This is a genomic window from Microcoleus sp. B6-A1, assembly GCF_036705085.1.
In the GTDB taxonomy this organism is placed as follows: Bacteria; Cyanobacteriota; Cyanobacteriia; order Cyanobacteriales; family Microcoleaceae; genus Microcoleus.
Window position 1 is genome coordinate 48,817 of sequence record NZ_JAUBTU010000001.1, and the last position, 17,953, is coordinate 66,769.

The 17,953-nt window shown below is 47.2% G+C and carries 18 protein-coding genes; 4 read left to right on the plus strand and 14 right to left on the minus strand.

Annotated elements, in window-relative coordinates:
- Window positions 1-363: 363 nt before the first annotated feature.
- Entirely contained in the window at window positions 364-699 is a 336-nt protein-coding gene (rpsF, locus tag QUB11_RS00155; protein WP_015176119.1) for a 30S ribosomal protein S6, read from the minus strand.
- A gap of 15 nt (window positions 700-714) precedes the next feature.
- Between rpsF and QUB11_RS00160 the strand changes: the two genes are divergently transcribed.
- The gene (locus QUB11_RS00160; RefSeq protein WP_333389381.1) at window positions 715-1,632 is read left to right on the plus strand and encodes a carbohydrate ABC transporter permease; all 918 of its coding nucleotides are present in this window, start codon (window positions 715-717) and stop codon (window positions 1,630-1,632) included.
- A gap of 372 nt (window positions 1,633-2,004) precedes the next feature.
- On the opposite strand, the gene QUB11_RS00165 is transcribed toward QUB11_RS00160, so the two are convergent.
- From QUB11_RS00165 to QUB11_RS00190, 6 genes are all read right to left on the minus strand, one after another.
- On the minus strand, window positions 2,005-4,560 hold the full coding sequence (locus tag QUB11_RS00165) for an HDIG domain-containing metalloprotein (protein WP_333389383.1): 2,556 nt from the start codon (window positions 4,558-4,560) through the stop codon (window positions 2,005-2,007).
- 125 nt (window positions 4,561-4,685) lie between these two features.
- Window positions 4,686-5,834: an ADP-ribosylglycohydrolase family protein gene (locus QUB11_RS00170; protein ID WP_333198671.1), complete on the minus strand. Its 1,149-nt coding sequence runs from the start codon at window positions 5,832-5,834 to the stop codon at window positions 4,686-4,688.
- Between the two features lie 304 nt (window positions 5,835-6,138).
- The gene (gene aroQ, locus QUB11_RS00175) at window positions 6,139-6,579 is read right to left on the minus strand and encodes a type II 3-dehydroquinate dehydratase (protein WP_138920973.1); all 441 of its coding nucleotides are present in this window, start codon (window positions 6,577-6,579) and stop codon (window positions 6,139-6,141) included.
- A gap of 112 nt (window positions 6,580-6,691) precedes the next feature.
- Window positions 6,692-6,829, minus strand: a complete 138-nt coding sequence (locus QUB11_RS00180) for a hypothetical protein (protein WP_333153076.1) — start codon at window positions 6,827-6,829, stop codon at window positions 6,692-6,694.
- A gap of 299 nt (window positions 6,830-7,128) precedes the next feature.
- Window positions 7,129-8,385, minus strand: a complete 1,257-nt coding sequence (locus QUB11_RS00185; protein WP_333198673.1) for a competence/damage-inducible protein A — start codon at window positions 8,383-8,385, stop codon at window positions 7,129-7,131.
- A gap of 97 nt (window positions 8,386-8,482) precedes the next feature.
- Window positions 8,483-9,538 (minus strand): MraY family glycosyltransferase, encoded by a 1,056-nt coding sequence (locus QUB11_RS00190; RefSeq protein WP_333198675.1) that lies wholly within the window; start codon window positions 9,536-9,538, stop codon window positions 8,483-8,485.
- 128 nt (window positions 9,539-9,666) lie between these two features.
- Between QUB11_RS00190 and QUB11_RS00195 the strand changes: the two genes are divergently transcribed.
- On the plus strand, window positions 9,667-9,855 hold the full coding sequence (locus tag QUB11_RS00195) for a hypothetical protein (protein ID WP_333198677.1): 189 nt from the start codon (window positions 9,667-9,669) through the stop codon (window positions 9,853-9,855).
- A 139-nt stretch (window positions 9,856-9,994) separates the two neighbouring features.
- Here the strand turns inward: QUB11_RS00195 and glyA are convergent, their stop codons facing one another.
- Window positions 9,995-11,278, minus strand: a complete 1,284-nt coding sequence (glyA, locus tag QUB11_RS00200; protein ID WP_333198679.1) for a serine hydroxymethyltransferase — start codon at window positions 11,276-11,278, stop codon at window positions 9,995-9,997.
- A gap of 168 nt (window positions 11,279-11,446) precedes the next feature.
- On the opposite strand from glyA, the gene QUB11_RS00205 reads away from it, so the two are divergent.
- Window positions 11,447-11,644 (plus strand): hypothetical protein, encoded by a 198-nt coding sequence (locus QUB11_RS00205; protein ID WP_006631916.1) that lies wholly within the window; start codon window positions 11,447-11,449, stop codon window positions 11,642-11,644.
- Between the two features lie 229 nt (window positions 11,645-11,873).
- On the plus strand, window positions 11,874-12,347 hold the full coding sequence (locus tag QUB11_RS00210) for a Tic20 family protein (RefSeq protein WP_333198680.1): 474 nt from the start codon (window positions 11,874-11,876) through the stop codon (window positions 12,345-12,347).
- Window positions 12,348-12,767: 420 nt separating this feature from the next.
- On the opposite strand, the gene QUB11_RS00215 is transcribed toward QUB11_RS00210, so the two are convergent.
- From QUB11_RS00215 to iscB, 6 genes are all read right to left on the minus strand, one after another.
- Window positions 12,768-13,133 carry a hypothetical protein gene (locus QUB11_RS00215; protein ID WP_333198682.1) on the minus strand — a complete coding sequence of 122 codons (366 nt, stop codon included), beginning with the start codon at window positions 13,131-13,133 and terminating at the stop codon, window positions 12,768-12,770.
- On the minus strand, window positions 13,130-13,462 hold the full coding sequence (locus tag QUB11_RS00220; protein WP_333198683.1) for a DUF433 domain-containing protein: 333 nt from the start codon (window positions 13,460-13,462) through the stop codon (window positions 13,130-13,132). The genes QUB11_RS00215 and QUB11_RS00220 overlap by 4 nt, the downstream gene beginning before the upstream one ends.
- Before the next feature lie 122 nt (window positions 13,463-13,584).
- Window positions 13,585-14,355 (minus strand): fumarylacetoacetate hydrolase family protein, encoded by a 771-nt coding sequence (locus QUB11_RS00225; protein WP_333198685.1) that lies wholly within the window; start codon window positions 14,353-14,355, stop codon window positions 13,585-13,587.
- 120 nt (window positions 14,356-14,475) lie between these two features.
- Window positions 14,476-15,132, minus strand: coding sequence for a 5-formyltetrahydrofolate cyclo-ligase (locus QUB11_RS00230; RefSeq protein WP_333198687.1), 657 nt, complete (start codon window positions 15,130-15,132; stop codon window positions 14,476-14,478).
- Between the two features lie 320 nt (window positions 15,133-15,452).
- Entirely contained in the window at window positions 15,453-16,631 is a 1,179-nt protein-coding gene (locus tag QUB11_RS00235; RefSeq protein ID WP_333389385.1) for an ATP-binding protein, read from the minus strand.
- Window positions 16,609-17,883, minus strand: a complete 1,275-nt coding sequence (gene iscB, locus QUB11_RS00240; protein WP_333198691.1) for an RNA-guided endonuclease IscB — start codon at window positions 17,881-17,883, stop codon at window positions 16,609-16,611. The genes QUB11_RS00235 and iscB overlap by 23 nt, the downstream gene beginning before the upstream one ends.
- Window positions 17,884-17,953 lie beyond the last annotated feature (70 nt).

Consider the following 17,953-nt stretch of genomic DNA (forward strand, 5'->3'; position numbering starts at 1 on the left):
TAGGTAGGCACTGTAAAACACACTTATGTTAAGGATTGTAAAGTATCCTTAACCCTAAGCGTGGCTAAGTTAGGCCTGTTTACATATTGTTACATAGCTCGGTTTAATCCCGCTTACCTACTTATAATTTCAATTAACATCAAGCCCCGCCCCTAAAAAACTATGCTTTACCCACAATCCCAGAGATCCCCCTAGCCTCTTGTTCAGGAGGATGCCAGGGGGAGCGAAAGGCTCTGACGTTAGTTTTTCAAGTTGTGTATACAGCGTAGCCCTTAAGAAAGGCGTGCCGGGGCCCAGAAGTAAGCTGCCCTAATCGTCAAACAGTAGACTGGTACTACATAAGACGTTAAGTTGACACGATCGCTACTCGGCGACTTCAGCTTCCGCTTCCGCTTCAGGTGCATCTGGCACATCTTGCTTGATAGTCAAATAGCGAATCACTTCTTCGCTCAGACGCATCGCGCGCTCCAGGGTAAAAATTGCAGCGCCCGGAGCTGTATAGTTCATTTGAACGTATACTCCGTCCCGGTGCTTGCCGATTTCGTAAGCCAAACGGCGCTTGCCGCGGTGCTGAGTTTCGATGTTTTCAGCACCTTGATCGCGCAAAATAGTTTGATATTTAGCGATCGCCTGGTCTGTCATTTCTTCACCCAAATCAGGGCGCAGAATGTACATAGTTTCGTAAATAAACGGTTTCATGGCAATAATCCCCTTATGGACAACAAGGCTTCTCACGAAGCAAGGACTTATCATCATATCCCAACAATGAACAATCTCAAAACTAAAAAATCAAATTCCCCAAACCACACTCCATCGCCGTGGAGCACCCTGTGGACGTACAGCCTCATGAGCGCGATCGCACTTTTAATGCTGTTTCCCTTGCTGTGGCTGCTCAGTACCTCTCTCAAATCCCCCAACGAAAACATCTTTCAATTTCCCCCGCAACTGTGGCCACAACAGCCAACCCTCGAAAACTTCATCAAAGTTTGGCAAACCAACCCCTTCGGCCGCTACCTGTTCAACAGCACCCTAATTGCCGGCCTCACAGTTAGCATCAACGTCCTCTTTTGCGCCCTCGCCGCTTACCCCTTAGCCAGACTCAACTTTCGCGGCCGCGAAGCCATCTTAATCACAATCATTTCCACAATCATGATTCCCTTCCAAATAGTCATGATTCCCCTATACATATTGACAGTACAACTCGGACTAAAAAATAGTTATTTAGGCGTAATCTTTCCAGGGCTAGCCTCAGCCTTCGGGATATTTTTATTACGACAAGCATTTCTAGCAGTTCCCAAAGAACTAGAAGAAGCCGCCCGCATCGACGGCTGCTGCGAATTAGGCATTTGGTGGCACGTCATGATTCCCGCAATTAAGCCAGCTTTAGTCACCCTAGGAATTTTCGTATTTATCGGTTCTTGGAGCGACTTTCTGTGGCCACTGCTAGTTTTAGACAGGCCGGAATATTACACTTTACCTTTAGGCGTAGCCAATTTAGCCGGGACATTTTCTTTAGATTGGCGTTTAGTTGCGGCGGGTTCTATTATTTCTATTGTTCCAGTTTTAGGACTATTTTTGCTTTTGCAAAAATACATTGTGCCAACAGAAACTGCTGCGGGAGTCAAAGGATAAAATTAACATAAAAAATCGGCGTTTATCCGCGTTCATCTGCGGTTAAAAATTAAAATCTTTTGAACTCACAACTCACAAAATTTATTTGTGATGTAGGAACGGCCAGAAATCCGCTGGATTGTTGACTGCGCTGGGGTTGTAGATACTATCATCGCTTTTGCCAATGCGATCGATGCCCCAGACTGGCAAAAATTGCGATCGCACCTAGCCGGCGAAAGAGATATCCACTCTTGGGAATTTTGACGAATCAAACAAACTATGGTAATTGTCAGTAACAATCCTGAAGTGCATGGCTATTTGCGGGGCAAATCGCAATGAAATCTCATTCACAACTGAAATGCGAACAGATTTTTCATAACTAAAAGTTTCCGCCTACCTGGGAGTGAAAACTGCACTGGGGTAAGCAATCCGCTTGTGATTGAACTGTTCCCAAACCCGCACAAAAATCTCCGCAATTAGAGACATATCCTCCCGCGTTAAATCCGAATCAATCAACTGATTATCCTGCCAGCGAGCCCTCAAAATCCGATTAACCATATTCAAAGCCTCTTCATGAGTAGCATCCTTGAGCGATCGCAAAGCTGCCTCGCAAGAATCCGCCAGCATCAGAATCCCCGTTTCCCGCGACTGGGGAATCGGCCCATCGTAGCGAAAATCCTCCTCCCTCACTTGGCGACTTGCGATTGTTAACTTTGAATTATCCGCATCTGGCAAAGCAATCTTTAAATCTTCTGTTTCTTTGGCAGCAATTTGCTGCGCTTGGTGGTAGAAATAAGCAATCAACATTGTACCTTGGTGTTCGGGAATAAACGCCTGAATTGCCTTCGGCAATCGATGCTTCCGCGCCATCACCAAACCCTCGGTAACGTGCTTTTTAATAATCTCCGCGCTCGCCCAAGGGTCATTAATTTCATCATGTTTGTTGGCCCCGCCCATTTGATTTTCACAAAATCCGAGCGGGTCGTGCATTTTTCCAATATCGTGGTATAATGTGCCTGTTCTGACCAGCTCAACATTGCAGCCGAGTTCCCGGGCCGCAGCCTCCGCCAAACTCGCCACAAACAGCGTGTGCTGAAAAGTCCCCGGAGCCTCGGCAGCCAATTTCTTCAACAGCGGGCGGTTGGGATTGGCAAGTTCCGCCAGCCGGATCGGCGTAATCAAGTCAAAAACGTGTTCCAAATAAGGGCTGATGCCGATCGCCACAACGCTCCAAGCCAAACCGGCCAAACTTTGCGCGCCCACCGTACCCAGTACGACGTACCAAATTGCACCGGCAGCCGCGCTGGCAATCAAAGTCCCCACCAGATAAACGCTGCCCTGAGCCAAGCCGACAGCCACGCCCAAAAGAGCCAATTCCTCGCGCGATCGCAGCCGCCCGGCCATAAAAGCACCCAGCAATCCCCCCGCCCCGCTAGCCACCAAATGAATCAAGTCCACATTTAAGCCAACGGGCAGCAGCGCCGACAGCAGCCCCACCACAGTCACTCCCACTGCCGAACCGTAGAAGCCGCCCGCTAAAATCCCGATCGCGGGCAAACTCGTCCAAGGCAGCCCCAAACTCACCAGCACTGGCGCGCTCAAAGTCAGCAGCAGCAATAGCAAATGATCTCTGCGGCGCAAGCGGTAGTGCCTTTCCACCAGTAGTACGATCGCAATTGCCCCCGCGACTAAACAAACAAAACCCGTCAGCCCCAGCCAATTCACCCCCCGCCGGCTTAAACCAAAATAGTCCAGCAACACGAAATCTTCCTGCGAGATCTCTTTTCCTTGTGCAACAATTATTTCGCCCTGATCTACTGCGATCATCACCGGTTTCACCTTTTGCGCCGCTAATTCAGCTAGCTGTTTGGTTTCCTCGGGATCTCTCACCAGATTGGGCTGCAAAATCGCTGTTAAACCCTCCACCGCCAAAGCTTGCGAATCTAACGGGACTTCATCTGCCACTTGCAGCTTCACGGCTTCTTTCAAAATCTCTTTTGGCAACCCCTGGGCGATACCTTGAGCCACCATCCTTTTTGCCGCCCGACTCATACCGGTTTGGGTTTTCTGCCAAGCTGGAGCCGATAAATCAAACAGCGAAGTATCGTAAATCTGTGGGAGCCCCACAACCGACGGTTTTCCCAGCGCCTCCACAGCATTGAGATAGCGCCGGCGAGCAGAGGAAATACTGTCTGTCAGGCTTTGAAACTCTGTCGCCCGGACCGATCGGCTGTAAGCTTGCAGTTGAGCGATAGCATCTTGCTGAGACTTGTTATCTGTTGCCCCAGCAATTGCCGGGGAATGCAAACTCAATCGCTCGGAAGTTGCCCTTTTGTCACCCGCTTGCGCCACAATAGATCGCCACTCCCACTCGGGACAGCCCCGCAAGTAAACCTGAGCAGCATTTGAGAGCACCGAGGGACTCGCAAACGGAAACGGGCCTACCGCCTCCCGCAGCTCGCTTCCCTGCTGCAAAAATTGTTGTAATTCTTGATAAATTTGTCGATCAACCGCAGGATCTAGCATTAATATCGCTACAGCCCCGGTCCGCGCTGCTTTCCGCTGTTCTTCAGTAGTTTTGTAATCCGGGACGCTAGCAGTATCAGGAGCCTTAATCGTCTGAGGAGCTTTCGTCCCCACATCCAGTTTCGGCTGGTTGTAGAAGCGGTGACCCAGAGTGCTGCTTAGGGAAACTACCGCTACCAGCGCCAACATAGGGGAACGAGCTTGATTTTTGAGGCTTGATTTGGAGGTTTTACTTGTAAATTTAGTAGTAAAAGTCTCGGGAAGAAGCCATTTCTGGCGCGACAAACGGCTCAGGAGAGGCCCGCTAGCGCGCTCGGTATCTGCTTTGCTGTCGCCATTTTGCACTTTAGCAATGTGTTGGCGCAGTGAGCGCGCAGCCCCTAGCTGCTCAATCTGCCGCATCAATGAGGAGAGCGTATTCATTTGTGTCGAAGATATATCACTGTTATCCAGCAGCTTTGTCAGAATTTCTGACTAGGCATCTTGATTGAGTTTATCCGAACTACCGTGGCTGAATATTCAGCCCTTACCAGTAAAAGCTCCAACCTTTATATTTTACGAGGTCTAATGACATAAGGTGCAGCCACCGATCGGGCTAGGGCTGCGGAATCCAGTCCGGCATCTGGGCTGTAAACTCCTGCCCAAACAGCAAACAGGTTATTTGCTAACTCTACAATTTTTACATCGCTGCCAGTTCCCCAGAGCGAGGGTTCTCGGCCCTCAGCTAGCTGCAGCGAATTAACCTCAGCCGAAGATACCTGTCGCCATTCTACAGGAATCCCAGCAACGCCGTTATAGGCTCCAGACAAAGCTCCTGTCAAAGCGCAGGTTATTTGTCCGGCTATACCACAGCGGGCAGCACGCACCACTGACAAGCGCAAGTCTTCTGGGGTGTTCAAAAAGCAGTAGAAAGCTAAGGCAATGGGAATGAAATTTCCAGGGTTGACAATTAACTCGGTGTGTAATTTTTTTTCACCTTCGCCCTGTCTTTCTCGAAAAGCTGTGGCGCTTTTGCACAGATGAGTGGCGGCTGTTTCTAAATCGGCTCCCTTTTCTAGTAGTATTTGCACTTGCAGCAGCAGCTCTGTTAAGGCATTATCTGTTTTCAGGTAGGCAAGTGTTTGCTCGATCGCTGTCGCGGGATCAAGTCTTTCTTTGAGAGATCGGGCGATCGTAAATGCTACTGCTAAAATTGCTGTTTCCCATTCTGGCTGGTTTTCGTTGTGCCAAACCTCTATCGCCAGCATGATTTTTTCTCGCAGCTTGGCTTTATTTTCGTGAAAAAACATCGCCGATGGCAGCGCAGCAAGGGCAGCTTCACCAGGGTTAAGTAAGGTTGGAAACTCACTGTTGCGGGGATGGTAGATTTCCGACTTGGCAAATGCTTCCCAAGTATCGCGCCAATCTTTTAAATCTAAACCCCTACACCGAATTAAACTTTGAGCACACGCTACCGCAAGTCTCCCGGATGCGGATGAGTCTTTGCCACTTGGGATTTTACTGTTGACAGAATTCAACGCCAATGTTGCCCCTCTTAGGGTCAATTGTTGGTGTTTCGTCAGTTGTAAAATCGGCTGCAAGTCTTCTGTTTGGGGGGAAATACCCACGAGTTGCCTCTGGTATTGCAGGCCTATAGAGTCTCCTAAAACTGCCCCCAGGATGGTTCCTTGAAACTTGCTCAACAGGGAATGCCGCATTTGAATTTAACTCTAGTTGTTAGTAATTGGTAATTTATAATTTATAATTTTTTCTGGTATCCTTTTTTGCCAAAGTCGGGAGCATCTCATATTTGTAAAAACACTTATTATGGCTCCTTCCTTCTTCTTCCTTCTTCTTCTTTCCTCCTGACTCCTGACTCCTGGCTCCAATTTCTAGCGGAGGGCTGCATAAGTGAGATGCTCCCCCAAAGTCTTGTGATTAATTTGAATTCAACCCAAACATATAAGGGCTGGTTTTCCATCTAAAACCTGCCCTCATCCGATCGCTACCATCGGTAAATTTCTAATTTTTAATCAGGTAACTAACTAGAGCTTGCAGCCCCAGCCGATAACTTTCTGAGCCAAAACCGCTGATTTGCCCGATCGCCACCGCTGCGATAAACGAGTGATGCCGAAAAGCTTCCCGCCGGTAAATATTGCTCAGATGAACTTCTACCGCAGGGATATTCACCGCGGCGATCGCGTCTCTAATTGCCACACTCGTATGAGTATAAGCTCCAGCATTAATCAATAAGCCTTGGTGCTGCCCTAACATCGAGTGAATTGCATCCACCAACACCCCTTCATGATTCGACTGCTGAATTGAGACTTGCACCTGGAGGGCTTGCGCTTCTCGTTCTAGCAACTTGTTGATATCATTTAAAGTCGCAGAACCATAAACTCCAGGTTCTCGCTGACCCAATAGATTCAGATTAGGGCCGTGAAGTACCAGGATATTTAACAATTTTAAAATTTCCAGCGCAACTAAAATTATGAGAGTTTTGACATGGGATTTACAACCAGTCTGCCACCTCAAACGTCAAACCTTAAACCTCAAACTTCTAATTCAGTCCCGACTACCTGCGATTCCTGGGTTGGTTGACAGGAATACGAATCGGTTCGAGTTCCGGTTCAGGATCGGGACTCAGCAGTCCTTCTATCAGCTTGCGAACCCATTCTTTAATTTGTTCCAGCACCTTTTCAATGTCTTCCATTGAACGGATAGCTCCTTTTTTTATAGTCTAGATTGCTAAACCGACGGCTAAATATCTGAAAATAAGCAAGCACGACTTTGAAACCAAAGGTCAAACTTGCTTTCTCGCTTGCTGGATATTTTGAGCAATGGAGAGAGTCAGTATATTGGCCAATCAGTCCTATCTTATTATCATAACGAATCTTTACAGATAATCAAGAGGCAAAAGGAAAATTGCCGAATTATATCGGAGTAGAGAGTGTTAAATAAAACTTAAGCTTACGGTTTACTGTTGACAATTGACCAATCGTAGGATTTTTTCTACGCTTTTGCCAACAATAATTTACGCCGGAGGCGATCGAGCGCCGTACAGCTACTCAGATTCCGAATCCAATCGCGGCCTCTGGCATCGCCAAAACGGTATTCAAAACTTTCTGCGGATCCGTGGGGGCCCGCTAAACCAACATAAACCAGTCCGACAGGTTTAGCGTCTGTGCCGCCTCCGGGCCCGGCAATGCCTGTAATGCTCAATCCCCAATTTGTCTTGAGGCTGGCGCGAACTCCCGCAGCCATTTGTTTTGCCACTTGGTGGCTGACTGCCCCAAACTCGGCTAAATCTTGCGGATTAACACCTAATAATCCTTCCTTAACCCGATTGTCGTAAGAAATAATCCCGCCTAAAAAGTAGCTCGAACTGCCGGGAACACCAGTCAGCATCGCCCCCAATCCACCTCCCGTGCAGGATTCAGCCACGCTAAGAGTTTGCCCCGCATCAAGCAACAATTGGCCGACAGTGGAAGCGAGGCTATCGCTATCAGCACCGTAACAGTCCGAGCCGGCAATTTGCCGCAACTGTTGTTCGATCGGTTCAATCAAATTTTTCGCCGCCACGGAGGACTCCGCGCGGGCCGAAATCCGCAGTTTGACTTCGCCGTGATTGGCGTAGGGAGCCACAGTAGGATTAGTTAAATTCAGAAAACTATCTACTTTTTCCGCCAATGCCGACTCAGCAATGCCCCAAAATTTCAATGTGCGGCTGTAAATAGTTTCGCTGCACCAGCCACCATTTTTCAGGTAAGGAACGGCCGTTTCTTGCCACATTAAGTGCATTTCCGCCGGTACGCCGGGAAATGTCATTACTGTCACGTTAGAAACCGGCTGCCAAATAATGCCCGGTGCAGAACCGCTGCGGTTCGGCAGAATGTCCGCAGTTTCTGGAATTAAAGCTTGTTTGCGATTGCTGGGACTCATGGTGCGTCCCCGCTGGGCATATTTGTATTCGATATCTGCGATAATTTCCGGCTTTTCGATGAGAGGAACCCCAAAAAAATCGGCGATTGTTTCGACTGTGAGGTCGTCTGGTGTGGGGCCCAGGCCTCCGGTAAAGAGCAAAAGCTGCGATCGACTGACGGCGATTTCTAACACTTGTTTGATACGTTCTGGATTGTCCCCCACCACTGTTTGATAGTAGTGAGGGATTCCCAGACTCGCTAATTCTTTGGCTAAAAACTGGGCATTGCTATTAAGAATATCGCCTAACAGCAATTCAGTGCCAACACAAATAATTTCAGCAACCATTCAATTTTAGATTTTAGATTTTGGATTTGCGATTGGGGAATTAATTGGGGAATGACACCAATCAACAGTCAACAGTCAACAGTCAACAGTCAACTAACTATCGAGCGTGTCTCCAAACTTTCCAGCTAGCATATCCCAGCAAACTGGTTGCACCCATAGCGTAAATTACGCCGCTGGGAAGCGAAAAAGCTAGGGCTAAACTTCCCACCCACAGTGTCAGTGAGTAAATAAATAAAACCGCAAATCGATGGGATAGTCCGGCTTCTAGAAGTCGGTGGTGGAGATGGCGCTTGTCAGCAATAAACGGTGACTTGCCGTTGCGAAGTCGATCGAGAATCACCGCCGACATATCTAAAATCGGTACAGCTAAAATTAAATATGGCAGCAACACAGAAGTAACAGCCGTAGTTTTAACTAACCCAATTACTCCCACTCCAGCGAGAGTAAACCCGATAAAATAAGCCCCGCCATCTCCCATAAAGATTTGAGCCGGATTGAAGTTGTAGCGCAGAAATCCCAAGGCCCCGCCAGCTAAAGCCGCTGCAATCAGGGCCGCCGCCGGTTGGTGCATCGCCAGACTGACAATCAGCATCACAACTGCTGCAATCCCTGAAACTCCGGCCGCTAAACCGTCTAAACCATCAATCCAGTTGATGGCGTTGGCCATGCCGACGAGCCAAATTACGGTAATTGGCAAGCTCAGCCAGCCAATATCAGTCAGTCCCAAGGAGGGAACTGTGAGAAACTCAATTTGTACGCCTGCCATCCAAACGATGCTGGATACGCCAATTTGCATGAGCAAGCGTTTTAAGGCCGAGAGCGAAAATAGGTCGTCTGCTAAACCGATGAGGAAGAATCCGATGCCGCCGAGGGTGACTCCCCAAATTTCGTATTCGTCTTTGGGATTGAGAACTTGTCCGTTAGCATCAATGAAGCCTCCTGAGAGCCAGACAAATAAGAGGGCAGTGATAGTGCCGAGAAAGATGGAGACTCCTCCCAAGCGCACCATCGGGCGCTTGTGGACTTTTCGCTCGCCTGGCCGATCGACTCGCCCGCTTTTGAGACCAATTTTTTTGACTATTGGCGTACTCCAGAGGACGACGATCGCAGAAACCAGGAAAGCGAGTATGTGGTACAGATACTGGTACGGCATCTGAAATCAATTTTAAATAGTGCGGGGCAATTAGGCTGTCAGGCAGAGTCTACTACATTTCAGATGGCTTATAACAAGGAAACATCTTGAAGAGTGACTGGGGGTTTGGGAGTCGGAGATTTGCCGCAATGGCAGTTGCCCTGGGGCGAATTGTCAGGTTGTTCATTCATAACTCTCGAATTAACGATTTGAAATATCGACTTTTTCGCGAGCAAAAAAGTCGATATTTGGCGAGCGGGCCCAGCCCTAGCGGTATCTTTCGCAACCGACAAATACCGTTAGTCAAACCAGCCCCGCCCGACAAATATCTTTACTAAAAACCGTATTGGCGATCGATATTTTTGGTGAAAACAGCTTGTCAATATCGCTACCGGCAACTCTCAATCTTTTCCTGCTCTTTATACCCTTTTACCCGTACACTTCCAACTACCAATTCCCCATTGCCGATCAGGAAAATTAAGCTAATGCCGGCACTTTCAAGTACAAGTGGGGATATAAGGGGAAGCGATCGCACAGTGCTGCTACTCGACGCAGGCAGTCGGCTGCGACGCTTTCATCATCTGGATTTAGCAGGCGATCGGCGATAATATTGCCAATCTCGGTAAATTCTGCTGTTCCCATTCCCCTGGTGGTCATCGCCGGCGAACCGAGTCTCAAACCGCTGGTGACAAAGGGCGATGCCGGATCGAAAGGCACGGTATTTTTATTAGCAGTAATATTCACACCGCTGACTAATTGGTCGGCTCGCTTGCCTGTCATGTTTGCCGATCGCAAATCAACTAGCATTAAGTGATTGTCCGTGCCACCGGAAACGAGTTTTAAACCCCGCTGCTGCAACTGTGCAGCTAAAGCGCGCGCATTTTCAATTACTTGACCGGAATAAGTTTTAAATTCAGGCTTTAATGCTTCGCCGAAAGCTACTGCTTTGCCCGCAATGACGTGTTCTAAGGGCCCACCTTGGGTGCCGGGGAACACTGCTTTGTCAAATTTTTTACCTAATTCCGGGTCATTAGTCATAATCAAGCCGCCACGGGGGCCCCGCAGGGTTTTGTGAGTGGTGGTGGTGACTGCGTGACAGTGGGGGAGGGGGTTGGGGTGATGCCCTGTGGCGACTAACCCGGCGATGTGGGCGATGTCGGCGAGCAGGTAGGCTCCGATTTCGTCGGCGATCGCTCTAAACTTCTCAAAGTCGATAATTCGCGAATATGCTGAATAGCCACAAATTAGCAATTTCGGTCGGTTTTCTTTGGCGAGTGCCAAAATTTCGTCATAGTCAAGCTGTTCTGTTTCTTGGCTGACGCCGTAGTGAAAAGCTTTGAACCATTTGCCGGATACGTTGACCGGCGAACCGTGGGTCAAGTGTCCGCCGTGGGACAAATCCATGCCCATAATTCCGTCTCCGGGTTCCAGCAAGCTCAAAAATACTGCAAAGTTGGCTTGAGCGCCGGAGTGGGGCTGGACGTTGGCGTGAGCGGCTCCAAATAGCTGTTTGGCACGATCGATCGCAATTTGCTCGATGCCGTCAATAAATTCGCAGCCGCCGTAGTAGCGTTTCGCTGGCAGTCCTTCGGCGTATTTATTGGTCAGCACTGAGCCTTGAGCTGCCATTACCGCTGCCGAGGTAAAGTTTTCGCTGGCGATGAGTTCTAGGTGGTCTCGCTGCCGCTGGAGCTCTTGCCCGATTAAATCGGCAATGAGCGGATCGGTTTTGGAAAGGAATTCTAAGTTAGAGTCCGTCACAATAATCAACCTCTTGAGAGTTTTGGGATTGGGAATTGGGGATCTTATACCGTACTACGGATTTCGCACCATTGACATAAATATTACGTTGTGTTCAGGTTAAGCGGTTTGTCCCCAACTCCTGACATACAATGAAATTACTGGTGTGAAACCTGCCGGAGGTATCAAATGTTAGTCATTTTAATGGAAAATCAGATGCTTGCCCCTCAGTGTGTTTGCCAAAGTTGTTTGCTGGCCGATCGCACTGGACAACCGCGCTGGAGCGGTGGAGAGCTTCGCTGTGGACATCCAGTTGCTAAACCTACGGAAAATTTGCCCGATCGGTACGAGTGTCAAATGGGCTTCGTCATTGCCAATATTAAATAATCATCGGCCAAATAGGGCATGGGGCATGGGGCATGGGGCAAATAGGGCATGGGGCATGGGGCATGGTGACTATTAACCCGATTCGATCTAAGTTCCCCTGCATCTGGTACTTGAGGCTGCTATCGGCCCACAAATGAGCAAATTCCGGGCGAGTCGGAACTGAGCCTGCTGCGTTATGCTGATTTTAATAGGAATTAATAGTTCACCGATCGACTCAGGAGAGTTCATTATGACTTGGCGCGGGTCTACAACTGTTCCAGACCGGATTTTTGCTTCTTTGCCTTATTTGCTCCCGTTGGTTGACGGGCTTGCCTTTGGCAGGTATCTGTTTGCACAGTTTCCTGTCTTGCAACTGTTTTTTGTCCCGCTCGCTCCTTTGCTACAGATTTATAGTTTGCCCTTCGCTAGCTTGATTATTTTCTTTGCCCTGTATTTAGGAGTAGTTAGAAACGAAAACATCAGTCACTTCATTCGTTTTAATGCGATGCAGGCGATTCTTTTAGACATTGTTTTGATGCTCTGCGGTCTGGTTTTGCCGATTTTTTCTAACGGCTTACAAGTCGCATTTATTGCGGAAACTCTGTATAACATGGTGTTTTTGGGCGCTTTTGCTGCATTTGTCTATGCAGTCGTGCAGTCGCTTTTGGGACGCTATGCAGAGATTCCTCCGCTTTCGGATGCTGTTTATATGCAGGTACGTTAGTCAGGAAAGCAGTTGGTAGTTGGTAGTTGACAGTTGTTAAGCTGTTCGGCATTTAAAAGAAGATAGTAGGGTGCGTCAGTACAGAAGTGTGTCCCAAGTCGGCGTAAGTGTTCGCGCCTGACGCATCTTACCTGGATAGTGAATGGTTTAAATGCGTAACAGCTTAGTTGTTATCCCTATGATTGTCAAACTGAGGTGAAATCTCGATAGGGCGTTGACTGTAGCCTCGCCAAATCGTTCATTTTGCCGATCGGGAAAATCATAGGGTTTATACCAAATCCTGGTAACATACCCCCTTTATTTCTCTTCTAGCTTCTACCTTCTACCTTCTGCGGTCAATCCGTTACATCCGTTACATCCGTTACAAAATCCGTTGCCGAACTTCCTTATTCCTTCTACTTATCAATGAGACAAAATTATTCAAACAATCTCTCGCAGATGAACTATTGGATCTTGATATTCATCATTAAAAGATGCCTCAGCAATAAAAATTAATTGCCGAATATTTTGTCCAATACTCAACTTGGAATTGAGGATAAAAATGCCCGGAATATGATGACCTTCAGCCAAATGGTCTGTCAAATGCACGGGCATGGATTTACGATTATTCGTCACCAATATAAAGTTATATTCCTCACACCATTTAATAATTTCTGGATCTAAAGTTCCCCGACTCGGAGCTTCTGGTTCGCCTACACACCAAATTATCAAATTTGGATTGCCTGTAAGGATTTCAGCTTTATAGGTAGGATCTACATTTTCATCCAACAGATAATTGAGACTCATTGATGATTTGTTGGGATTTTTTTTTCCGAGCTCAGTTTTTGCAGTCTAACAATACCAAGTGGAGGGTTAAGTTCTTGTGCTTTCAGTTGCTGATGGCTCCACTCCAACCAATCAGCAATGTAGTTACTAACGGCTTCTTTATTGTGCAGATAGTAAAGGATAGTAGCATAAACTTGTTCCAAGTTAAGAGATGGATAAGTTTGAGCAATTTGTTCAGGAGTGCGCGCGCGATGAATGAAATCATATAGAACAGTTTCAATGCCGATTCGCGTCCCTTTGACCCGAATATCATCTGGCCGCTGAAAGTCAAAATAGTCTTCGAGTTGCATGGGCGAATGATCCTATTTCAAAGTTGGTGAAAATTGACGGGCTAATTGATATTATACAGCAGATTCCAAGCCCTCCCCGTAGGGACAAAGGCTTTCGCCGTGTCCTCACAAATAACCCATAACTAATGAGTGACAGTATTTTCAAGACTGCCGATGCCTTCAATTTCGATGCGGACTCGATCGCCTATTTGTAGCGGCCCTACTCCTTGTGGCGTTCCAGTCAGTATCACATCGCCTGGAATTAGGGTCATTACTTGACTGATGTAGGAGACGAGAAAGTCTGGCGAAAATACCATGCGATCGATCTGGGATGACTGTACGGGTCGATCGCTCTCATTGACAAAAGTCTGCAATTGTGCAGCAGGACTCAATTCGCGGACAATCCAAGGCCCCAAGGGACAAAAAGTATCGAACCCTTTGGCCCTCGCCCACTGGTTGTCCCGCTTTTGCAAATCTCTGGCTGTTACGTCATTGGCGATGGTATAGCCCCAAATTTTGCTGTGTGCTTGTTCGGGAGTGCAGTTGGTACAATGTTCGCCAATTACCAGGGCCAATTCTCCCTCGTAATCTACCCTTTCCGACTGCTGCGGATAGCGAATCGCTGCACCTGCAGGGATGACAGCACTCGGAGGCTTGAAAAACAGCAGGGGTTCTTCCGGTACTGGGGTTCCCATCTCGGCGGCGTGATCGACATAATTTTTGCCGACGGCTACAATTTTTGAGGGAGAGCACGGGGCGAGAATTTGGTAAGTATCTGGTGAAAGTTCCAAATCGGTTGGTTGTCCTTTTAACCAGGGCGGTGCATCAAATACTTGAACGCTGTGGCCCAGTTGCAGTAAACCGTAATGGATGTGTCCTTGTGTTGTTTTAACTCGAACGTAGCGCTGGGCCATAGTATTTTAGATTTTAGGTTTTAGATTCTAGATTCAAAAAGACTTGTGCAAGTCCTAAATAGAATATATATAAACATGGATCTAGGGATAATTTCTGAAAATTTATTGTTCGATCGACCTTTAAGATTTTTGCTGTATTATTTTTAACCCACTTTCCGTGCACATTCCGCGCAGCGGTTTGTCCCAGGAGTCAACGGGTAGTTGGGCCAGCAAGGCAAATTCAAAGATTGTGGCGATCGTAACTTTTGATTCCCACTCAGCTAAACTGAGCATTCGATCGTAATAGCCACCGCCGTAGCCCAAGCGATAGCCGCGAACATCGCAGCCTACTGAGGGTACGAGCATTAAATCTACTTCTGAGTGGTCTATTTTAGGAGCATCCGGCAGTGGTTCGAGTATGCCATAAGCTCCAGTATGTAAAGCATCTCCGGGCTGCCAGATGTGCCAGGATAGCTCTTTGCCGACACAGCGGGGAAATCCCCATTTTTTAGGGGTGGGAATGGCATTTGTGGGACAGGCATCTTGCCTGTCTCCAGAATTGAGCAGGCAAGATTCCTCCTCCACAGAAGATGTAAATAGGGGACTTAAATCTGGTTCTTGGCGACAACTGAAGTAGGCGAGAATTGTTTTTGCTTGGGTGAATAGGGGCGAGTTTTGCAGGTGATTGCAGAGGCTCGTGCTCTTTTGTCTCCATTCTTGTGCTGATAGGGATTTGCGAGTGTTGAGGAGCGATTTTCTTAATTCAGTTTTAGTTAATGAAGGTTCAGCAGTATTCATATTTGCGATCGAATCTCTCGTTTGACTTCCAGTTCGACAGGGGTTAAAAACCCCTGTCTCACAGCGAAAGTCCTCTAAAAGAGGACTACAATTAATGGCATTTTCATTACACTCTGTAGTCGGTTTTAACTCACATCTTGCACCATTCTCAAGAACGGGCAAGATGCCCGTTCCACAAAGAGTGAATTTTCTTGTGGAACAGGCATCTTGCCTGTTCCTAAACAAGTAATTGAGAATGGTGCAACATATCAGTTTTAACCGACTTTAGCTTTGAGGCAGGGGTTTGAACCCCTGCCGGACTGTCGGACTGTGGGAAAGTATCAACAAACTGGATTTGATATTACATATTGTCTCACCACAGGACAAAGATTGAATAGCGTTTCATTCTCCTGTTCTTCTATTTCAACGAACGATCGCCTCCCCAAAGATTGCAGCCCGTCGAATAAGTCTGAGGGCGAGAAATCGGCATCTTGTAGCAATTGCTCTATTGAAACTAAATTTGCTTCGCGACTGAGCTGGGAGATTAGCTTTTTCTCTAATTCTGACAAACGATTTATCTGCGGGTGCAATGTTGCTGCCAATTCTTCCCCTAAGAATAGCATATCATATTTCAAAAAATCTGCAACCCGGCCTCGGAATATTTCCTGAATCGTGGTGGCGACTATTTTCAACCACAATGGATTGCCTCGGTAGGTGTTAATTAGGTTTTCCCATGTTTCGGGATTGAGTAAACTTTTTTGTCGGAAAATTTCGGCTGCTGCTGCACCTATGCCTTTGAGTTGTAAGCTGCGAACTGGTGAATTTTCTCCTTTTAACGCGGTAATTTCTCTGGGTGGTTCCCAACTATTGAGAATTAAACAACTGTTGTGGGTTGTTTCTCCGATTTGTCTGAAGAAGATGCTGTAGCTTTCGCATTCTGGGCGGTAATTTCCTGCTAGTTGTCCGCTGCTGAGAATGGTTTGCACGTCGTCGAGGATAATGAGACAGCGGTTTTTTCGCAGATATTCCATTAACAGGGAAAGTCCATCGGGAAAGTTGGTAGGGAGTTCGATTTCGGGTTGATTTAAAAGAAATTTTAGGAGATTTTTTAGGGTTGTTTCTAAGGGTGGGGAGTGGCGGAGACTTCGCCAGATGACGTATTGAAAGTTATGCTGAATTTTTTGAATGAGGTGGAGGGAAAGTGCGGTTTTGCCGATACCGCTGAGTCCTGATATTGTTGCGAGGGTGCACTTTTCTTGGACGATCCATTTTTCCAGGGTGGCGAGTTCGGATGTGCGATCGGACAATGATGAAATATGAGGTGCGTCTGCTAAGTCTAGTCTGGTTGGGGGTTGGGAGGTGTCTGAGGTGGGGGTTGAGGGCGATCGGGTTTTTGGGATTTCGGGAGCTTGCAAACTATTATCACCAGAAAACGAGCGAGAAGCCCCTGGCTTTAGACATGGGGAGGAAAGCGGCTGCGACTTCAGTCGCCTTGAATTAAAATCCATAGGAATAGCCATCTTTTTTGTGAATAGATTTGCAATATTTATGACTAATTCCTGCTACTCTTCCCGTCGTTGTGGCGATGTCGAACGAACCGGATGCGCGGCAAAGAATTCGTCCCACATAGGTGCCGACCTTCTTGCCTGCTGTGACGGTAGCGCTGACAATATCGCCAGTTTGAAAACCGAAATGGATTTGCTTTCTCGACTTGTGACGAATTGGGAAGCCAAACTTATCTGTGCCGCACATTTGTCGAGTACCGTGTCCTGCTGCCTTAATTAGCAGCGGTTGAGAAGTCAGCACTTTTAATTCTTCGACTTTGCCTACACAAGCAGCATCTAACCAGTAAGTTTTAGCTAAATTTAATCGAGTGCGGTTGAACTTTGTTAGACCACCACTGCCTGTAGAAACAAGCAAGCCATTCATACGAAGTCGGTTAAATAACGCCCAGCGAGTTGAATTGACTGCTGCTGCGTCTTTTAAAGACCGCTTTGCTTGAGATAGAATTCGCTTCAAAATCTCTGGCTTTTTGGAGAGGAATTGCTCAATATCTTGAGTTCCCTTCCGAGTATTACAATTTTCGCAAGCAAGGCAAAGATTAGAAATACGATTAGATCCGCCTTTGGCTTTGGGATGAATGTGTTCGACTTGTAGCGGTGTATCCGTAACTCCACAATACGCGCACTTCCTATCCCATTTATTCAACAAGTATTCGCGGATTTCGTAACCACATAAAACGCCTTGCTGGTACTCCAGTCCACTAATTTCTGGATTTTCTAGTCGTTGTAAGTCGAATCGCACAAGTTCTTGAGCAATAGAACTAATGGGAGCGACTTTCATTAATCTAGTTACCCATGTCAGGATTGTTTCGACACGATGTTGCAAGCTTGGAGCCAGCCATCCTTTAGGGCAAGTTCTATTTAGAAATCTAGCCTTTCGATAACGAGTATGGCGATTTCTCCTGCCTCTACGCAGTGAACGGCGAGACTCCAAACAGGCTTTAATTGATTGACCTCGGTGAGTTAGTTCTGCACCAAAGATTACGTTTTCTCCTTCGACTAATGCAATGCCCGTGGTTTTGGAGCCAGGATCTATTTTAAGAGTGATGGGTTGTTGGGATACCGTTACCTCTACTTTGAGAATTAGCGTGAATGGATACCTTTTGAAAACAGCAGCTTTGCCAGTGGTTAGCAATTTACGAGCCATTCCTGGGCGGATTGGATTGAGCGGTCGTTTTTGGGTATCAAGTACAAAAACGAAATTAGACATAAAGTCCTCCATTGCTGGGTAAAGTTCGCTTCGAGAATGTTTTATGAGCTTGTTGTGTCAAAAGCACTGG

Bases quoted from the DNA above. Each gene is read 5' to 3' on its own strand.
- rpsF (WP_015176119.1), bottom strand. From the start codon at position 699: ATGAAACCGTTTATTTACGAAACTATGTACATTCTGCGCCCTGATTTG.
- QUB11_RS00160 (WP_333389381.1), top strand. From the start codon at position 715: ATGGACAACAAGGCTTCTCACGAAGCAAGGACTTATCATCATATCCCA.
- QUB11_RS00165 (WP_333389383.1), bottom strand. From the start codon at position 4,560: ATGAATACGCTCTCCTCATTGATGCGGCAGATTGAGCAGCTAGGGGCT.
- QUB11_RS00170 (WP_333198671.1), bottom strand. From the start codon at position 5,834: ATGCGGCATTCCCTGTTGAGCAAGTTTCAAGGAACCATCCTGGGGGCA.
- QUB11_RS00180 (WP_333153076.1), bottom strand. From the start codon at position 6,829: ATGGAAGACATTGAAAAGGTGCTGGAACAAATTAAAGAATGGGTTCGC.
- QUB11_RS00185 (WP_333198673.1), bottom strand. From the start codon at position 8,385: ATGGTTGCTGAAATTATTTGTGTTGGCACTGAATTGCTGTTAGGCGAT.
- QUB11_RS00190 (WP_333198675.1), bottom strand. From the start codon at position 9,538: ATGCCGTACCAGTATCTGTACCACATACTCGCTTTCCTGGTTTCTGCG.
- QUB11_RS00195 (WP_333198677.1), top strand. From the start codon at position 9,667: ATGGCAGTTGCCCTGGGGCGAATTGTCAGGTTGTTCATTCATAACTCT.
- QUB11_RS00205 (WP_006631916.1), top strand. From the start codon at position 11,447: ATGTTAGTCATTTTAATGGAAAATCAGATGCTTGCCCCTCAGTGTGTT.
- QUB11_RS00210 (WP_333198680.1), top strand. From the start codon at position 11,874: ATGACTTGGCGCGGGTCTACAACTGTTCCAGACCGGATTTTTGCTTCT.
- QUB11_RS00215 (WP_333198682.1), bottom strand. From the start codon at position 13,133: ATGAGTCTCAATTATCTGTTGGATGAAAATGTAGATCCTACCTATAAA.
- QUB11_RS00220 (WP_333198683.1), bottom strand. From the start codon at position 13,462: ATGCAACTCGAAGACTATTTTGACTTTCAGCGGCCAGATGATATTCGG.
- QUB11_RS00225 (WP_333198685.1), bottom strand. From the start codon at position 14,355: ATGGCCCAGCGCTACGTTCGAGTTAAAACAACACAAGGACACATCCAT.
- QUB11_RS00230 (WP_333198687.1), bottom strand. From the start codon at position 15,132: ATGAATACTGCTGAACCTTCATTAACTAAAACTGAATTAAGAAAATCG.
- QUB11_RS00235 (WP_333389385.1), bottom strand. From the start codon at position 16,631: ATGGCTATTCCTATGGATTTTAATTCAAGGCGACTGAAGTCGCAGCCG.
- iscB (WP_333198691.1), bottom strand. From the start codon at position 17,883: ATGTCTAATTTCGTTTTTGTACTTGATACCCAAAAACGACCGCTCAAT.